4 protein-coding genes and 1 pseudogene are annotated in these 3,071 nt (G+C 76.9%); 3 read left to right on the top strand and 2 right to left on the bottom strand.

Features of this window, described 5'->3' with window-relative positions; translation table 11 throughout:
• Positions 1–189: LysR family transcriptional regulator (locus ABEB16_RS15575; RefSeq protein ID WP_345713140.1), on the bottom strand; the 189-nt coding region annotated here is incomplete at its 3' end.
• A 115-nt stretch (positions 190–304) separates the two neighbouring features.
• Here ABEB16_RS15575 and ABEB16_RS15570 point away from each other — a divergent pair.
• Positions 305–670: a YybH family protein gene (locus ABEB16_RS15570; RefSeq protein WP_345713139.1), complete on the top strand. Its 366-nt coding sequence runs from the start codon at positions 305–307 to the stop codon at positions 668–670.
• On the opposite strand, the gene ABEB16_RS15565 is transcribed toward ABEB16_RS15570, so the two are convergent.
• On the bottom strand, positions 653–1,846 hold the full coding sequence (locus ABEB16_RS15565; protein WP_345713138.1) for an endonuclease/exonuclease/phosphatase family protein: 1,194 nt from the start codon (positions 1,844–1,846) through the stop codon (positions 653–655). The genes ABEB16_RS15570 and ABEB16_RS15565 overlap by 18 nt on opposite strands.
• A 155-nt stretch (positions 1,847–2,001) precedes the next feature.
• Between ABEB16_RS15565 and ABEB16_RS15560 the strand changes: the two genes are divergently transcribed.
• Together ABEB16_RS15560 and ABEB16_RS15555 are read left to right on the top strand one after the other, a co-directional pair.
• A complete protein-coding gene (locus ABEB16_RS15560) occupies positions 2,002–2,682 on the top strand; it encodes an SIMPL domain-containing protein (protein ID WP_345713137.1) in 681 nt (226 codons plus the stop codon).
• Between the two features lie 128 nt (positions 2,683–2,810).
• Positions 2,811–3,071 (top strand): annotated as a pseudogene (locus tag ABEB16_RS15555) (polyphosphate kinase 2); the annotation flags it as partial.

Genomic DNA, 3,071 nt, shown 5'->3' with positions numbered 1-3,071 from the left:
GGCCGCGCCCGCGGCGGTCGGTGCGGCGCCGCGCCGGGAGCGGTCGACGAGCTCCTGGCCGAGCTCGCGCTCCAGCTGCCGGACCTGCGCGCTCACCCCCGGCTGGCTGATGTGCACGCGCTCGGCGGCGCGGGTGAAGCTCGCCTCCTCCACCACCGCGACGAAGTACTCCAGCTGCCGCAGCTCCATGAGTTCTGATTCTAGAGAGTAGAAGGACCATCTGTTGGACTTCTGGGAGTGGGGCGCGCAGCCTGGAACCACCGACCGCGGAAGACCGACCGCGGGAACGCCGAGGAGGAGAACCATGAGCCGGCACGAACCCGCCCTCGTCCCCGAGGACCTCACCCGCCTGTTCGTCGAGCGCGCCAACGCCGGCGACGCCGCCGGGGTGGCGGCGCTCTACGAGGAGGACGCCGTGATGGCGTTCCCGCCCGGCCGGGTGACCCGGGGCCGGGCCGCCATCCGGGCGTTGTTCGAGCAGGCCCTCGCCACCGCACCGCCTTTCCGGCAGGAGGAGCCGCTGCCCACGCTCGTCGCCGGGGACATCGCCCTCACCTCCACCTCGCCCCGCGACGACGCCGGCGCCCGCGCCCAGGTGGTGCGCCGGCAACCCGACGGCACGTGGCTGCGCGTCCTCGACCAGCCGGAGCTCTCACGGGCCCGCGGCTGAGCCCCGCCCGCCGGCCCCGCCGGGCTCATCGGCCCCGCCGGCCCCGTCGCCCCGGACGAGGATCTCCGTCACGGCCATCCCGTGGTCGGCGCGCGCCGACGGCAGCCGGCGCAGCTCCCCGCCCACCTCCACCGCCGGCCGCGCCTCGTCCACCGCCCACCGCGCGTCCACCAGGTGGTCGTTGAACACCCGGGTGCTCACCACCTCGCCGACCCGCCCGGGGAACGGCGCCACGAAGTGCCGGCTCACGAACACGTGGTCCAGCAGCTGGAACCGGCCCTGGTGGACGTGGGTGTAGCTGACGTCGCGGTAGTTGCGCAGCTCCTGCAGGTCGTGGGCGGAGTGCAGCAGCGCCCCCGCCACGTGCTCGCGGCGCTCCGCCGGCAGGTGGTGCGGCGGTTCCTCGCCGGCGACCAGCCGGGTCGTCACCGCCGCCAGGTCGTCGTTGAGGTCGCCGAGCAGGATCACCGGCCCGCCCGCGGGACCGGCACCGGGGCCGGCGCGACCGCCGTCCAGCAGCGCCACCACGAGCGCGCGCAGCGCCACCGCCTCCGCCGCCCGCACGAGCAGCGCCCGCACCCGGCCGGCCGCCTGCACCACCGGGTCCTCCACGTCCTCACCGGTGAGGTGGACCGGCCGCTTGGACTTCAGGTGCGCCACGAGCACCGTGGCGGGGACCTCGCCGGGCAGCACGACGCGGGCCCGCAGCACCGGGCGCTGGAACCGCGTCACCGCGCCGTCGCCCGCCGCGCGGCCCAGGTGCAGCGCCACCCCCGGACCCGGGGGGAACTCCTCGACCGAGTCGCACGACAGCACCGGGAACCGCGTGACGAGCCCGACGTGCGGTCCGCTCGCCTCCACCCCGCCGTCGGCGCGGGTGTGCAGGTTCTCCCCGCCGGTGATCCCGGGGGTCAGGACGCTGGCGCCGCGCAGCCGCCGGCTCGCCGCGACGACCTCGCGCAGCGCGGTGGCGCTGAACAGCTCCTGGAACCCCACGAGGTCGACGCGGCCCTCGTCGAGCAGCGACGCGATCCAGCGCACCTTGTCGGCGAACAGCTCGGGGGTGTACGGCGCCTCGTCGCCGCGCCCGGCGAAGTGCACGCCGGGGTGCAGGAGGTTCTCCACGTTGAACGTCGCGACCCGGTAGCCCCGGCGTGGTCCGCGCTCGTCCGCCACCGGCAGCCTCCTCGCCTCCGGCCGGACACCGCCGTCCCGCCGCACGACCATGGTCGCCGCGGGGCCGATCCCCGCGCCACCCCGCACCACCCCGCCGCAGCGCCGGCGGTGCCAGGATGGGCGCGTCCCGACCGCTCGCGCTCCCAGGGGGTCTAGTGGCAGGCACCGCTCCGCTGGTCACGGTCCGGGGCGAGGCCGCCGTGCCCGCCGATCCCGAGCTGGCCCGGTTCTCCGCCTCCCTGCACGTGCCCGACGCCGACAGGCGCGCCGCGCTGGCCCGGATGGCGGCGCTGCACGAGCAGGCGCGCGCGGCGCTCGCGGGCACCGGCGGCGGTGCGCGCGTGGAGTCGGGGCCGGTGTCGGTGTACCTCGAGCACCACGACCCCGCCTCCCCGGTGCCCACCCGCTACGTGGCGACCGCGGAGCTCACCGTCGAGGTGGTCGACCTCACCCTGCTGCCCGCGGTCGTCGACGCCCTCTCCGGCGTGGAGGTCGGCTTCTCCGGCCCATCCTGGGAGCTGCGCCCGGGCAGCCCCGCCCACGCGCGGGCGCGGGCCGCGGCGCTGCGGGACGCCCTGCGCCGGGCCGCGGAGTGCGCCGCCGTCCTCGGCTGCGAGCTCGTCGAGCTCGTCGAGGTCGACGACGAGGAGCGGGGCGGGGGATTCGGCGCGCGCGGCGCGCGGATGTCCGCCCGCGGGGAGGCGGACGTCGCCCTCAGCCTCGACCTCACCCCCGTGGGCCTGACCGTCCGGGCGGGCGTGCGCGCCCGGTTCCGCACCACCGCCCCCGACCTGCCCGCGCTGCTCGCCGCCCTGCCGCCCACCCCGGAGGGCTGAGACGCCACTGCACGCCCCGGAGGGCTGACCGGCCCGGCATGCCCCGGCCCGGGCGAGCGGGCACGATGGCGCCGGAGGACCGGCGCCCGCGGGGACGGGCGCCGGCAGCGTCGAGGAAGGAGCGCCAGGTGCCCGAGCCCGCAGCCGCCGAGGTCCTGCTCGACGGGGACGACCTGCCGGGGGACACCTGGCGCGAGGAGTACCCCTACGACGCGAAGATGCGGCGCGCGGAGTACGAGCGCACCAAGCGGCTGCTGCAGATCGAGCTGCTCAAGCTGCAGAACTGGGTCAAGGACAGCGGCGAGCGGTTGCTCGTCCTCTTCGAGGGTCGCGACGCCGCCGGCAAGGGCGGCACCATCAAGCGGTTCACCGAGCACCTCAACCCCCGC

The sequence above is a fragment of the Kineococcus glutinatus genome, from assembly GCF_039542765.1.
Lineage (GTDB): Bacteria > Actinomycetota > Actinomycetes > Actinomycetales > Kineococcaceae > Kineococcus_A > Kineococcus_A glutinatus.
This window is presented reverse-complemented; position numbering and strand designations above follow the sequence as displayed.